The following is a 2,612-nucleotide window of genomic DNA, read 5'->3' on the forward strand; positions in this document are numbered from 1 at the left end:
TTCATTATCCATTCATGCCAACTCCCTTTAGTATTAAAGTTAGATAACCAACTGAACCATCAATTGATACTATTTCAAAGTGAAAATTATCTAAATCACCTTCAGAGATCTTATCTGATATAGCAAAATCAAGTTGTGCACTTGTATACAACTTGTAAAGACAAGTAATATCACTAAGATCGGATTCATTCATAGTCACAAGAGAATCGGGATTGATGCTAAAGAGTACACCAGTAAATTCTTTAAAGTTTTCTCTGTCAATTACTGTTTCATAACTTGCAGTCTCTTCATTATATTCATATCTTTTTTGATAAAGCCTTAATGGTTTTTTATCTTCAAAATAGGAAATAACCGATAATGCCATTTGAGTGAATTTGGTTCTCACATTATTATTTCTCTGCATTAACGTGCAACTCCTATGCAATATTTTTTAGTTGTTGAAGAGTCAACAAGTGCCAAACTAGATAATAATGAATCAAAAGATGAACAAAAACTATCACCAATTTTAATGTCACTACCCAAAGATTCATTAACATCAGATGATCGTACTTGTTCATATTCGATCTCAAGTTCGTTAAGTTTGTGTTTCTTTATTACTTGGGAATTTCCACTAAAATCATTGATAGTTCCGCTTTTTTTCAGTTTGCACCCAGTATAGTAATACATTAACAATTTGATATGTGAAGTTGTAAGTATTGATAAGTCAATACCCTTAACTTCAAGCAACATCTCAACTAGTCGTGAATATTGCATGAAAGTCGAAAAACTCAAAACATCTTCATTGATATCCAATAATTCTATTATTTCTGTGTAAAGTTTACGTATTTCATTATCAAGTTGTTCTTGTGCTATATCATGTGACATAACTGTTTCCTAACTTTGCTTAATGAAAACCTGCAGAATAGTTTTCTTTGTAGCAAGTAAACCACCAAGTACAAAATCAATATAAGAATGCGCAATATTGCTTGAATTAGTGTCAATTTGTTCATTAGGTGTTGGCAACATGTATTTACTTGGTTTAAATTTCAACAACTTTGGATTCATTGGAAAAATAACAATTTGATTTTTCAGTAAATTAGATGTTTGTATTACTACTTCATTTCTATTATTCAAAGCTTTGATTGTAGCTGTTAAAAAATCTTGCCAACGTTCATTAAGAAAACCTGGATTATCATTTACCATATAAGGTTTAACCAATTTCAAGCTTGTTAGCGGATCTACAATTACCATGAATGGAGAATCAAAATAATCACCTAGTTCTAATTTTGACAGACCAGATTCTATCTTTTCAAATATCTTATCCATTTTGTCTTTATTGCTAGCATCAACTTCTTCTTTGATTTGATATGGCATATTAAGTAAACCATACATGTTAGGTAAAAGAATTTTTGCATTATTACCATCCTTTTGTATTGATACAGTTCCGGTTAATACAAAATGGGTGATCATTTTCATAATTTCATTACATGCTAATTTATAAGCAGTACCAAAAGGTAAGTAATTATTATTAACATCTCCAATATACTCAGAATTTGTAAATTCGAGAACCGCAGAATCTTTTAAATGTGGAAATTTATATTGCAAATGCAAATAATTAAGCTTTACCACCTCTGATTTAAATCCTATTGTTGAGACTGTATTATAATTATTTATAACATCTGTTGGATTTTCTTTTAGAAAAACATCCCATTCTACTGTTTTAAAAAATCCCATCTTATAAGGAACTTCTTCAATTTGTTCTTTAGCAAACCAATCATAAAATTTTGGTAATTCGACTTCTTCTGTTGCTTGAATAACTTCTTGTACATAATAATTTTCATCAAATAATTCCATTTAAAACCTCCTTAATTTAATTATTAGATACTTTATTTCCAACAAATTTGATATGAACTAAATATGTATTCTCAGATAAAGTGACTGTATCTTCTAAAGCAAATGCATTATAAACAGTATTTGAACCACTAGATTTTTCTGCTTCACCTTTATCATTAAATTTAACCTTGTCTCCTCTCTTAATTGTTGAGTCTTTTGCAAAAAGCCAAGCTTGATAAGCACCAGAAGTTATTGGTACAACTTGAGCTCTCTCTGTATAATCATCAATATCAACACATATCCCATATAAATTATCACCACCACCAGGTTCAACATGAGGTCCATAATGAATCTCATTGGCTTTAATTTGATTTGTCTTTAGTTTAACACCACATTTATATGGATAATTTTTGCTAGGCCAGTTTTCTATTTGTATATTACTACTAAAAGAAGTAAATTCACCAACACTAACGCATGGTCCTTTATTTCTAAAGTCAGTAGTATTACTCATAAGCTCTACTTCTTTGCTACCGCCTTTAATAACAGAAGCTAGTGCTTTTCTTTTATCTTGATAATCCTTAACTAGTTGTTTAATATCGGCCATACTTTAACCTCCTTTTTAATTTTTAACTTGTTTTTTGAATAGCTTTGTTCCCAAAAATAGCAACCTTTACAAAATGAATTGTAAAATCACTACTTGAACTAAAAGACGAGTCGTTTTGTTCGTCTGGCGTTCTAAAATCATGCTTATATGAATTGCTTAATGCAATAATATTAATTGAAGTAGGTAAATTAGAGCT

4 protein-coding genes are annotated in these 2,612 nt (G+C 29.7%); all 4 read right to left on the bottom strand.

Going from position 1 to position 2,612, the window contains the following annotated elements:
• Positions 1-4: 4 nt before the first annotated feature.
• The 4 genes from U881_RS0101465 to U881_RS0101480 are packed head-to-tail and all read right to left on the bottom strand — an operon-like array spanning position 5 to position 2,416.
• Complete coding sequence (locus U881_RS0101465; RefSeq protein WP_024653014.1) at positions 5-403, bottom strand: DUF1506 family protein; 399 nt, start codon at positions 401-403, stop codon at positions 5-7.
• Positions 403-864, bottom strand: a complete 462-nt coding sequence (locus tag U881_RS0101470) for a DUF3890 domain-containing protein (RefSeq protein ID WP_024653015.1) — start codon at positions 862-864, stop codon at positions 403-405. The genes U881_RS0101465 and U881_RS0101470 overlap by 1 nt, the downstream gene beginning before the upstream one ends.
• Positions 865-873: 9 nt before the next feature.
• The gene (locus U881_RS0101475; RefSeq protein WP_024653016.1) at positions 874-1,833 is read right to left on the bottom strand and encodes a hypothetical protein; all 960 of its coding nucleotides are present in this window, start codon (positions 1,831-1,833) and stop codon (positions 874-876) included.
• Between the two features lie 16 nt (positions 1,834-1,849).
• Entirely contained in the window at positions 1,850-2,416 is a 567-nt protein-coding gene (locus U881_RS0101480) for a DUF228 domain-containing protein (RefSeq protein ID WP_024653017.1), read from the bottom strand.
• Positions 2,417-2,612 lie beyond the last annotated feature (196 nt).

Origin of the sequence: Borrelia persica No12 (assembly GCF_000500045.1) — a bacterium.
GTDB classification, from domain to species: Bacteria; Spirochaetota; Spirochaetia; order Borreliales; family Borreliaceae; genus Borrelia; species Borrelia persica.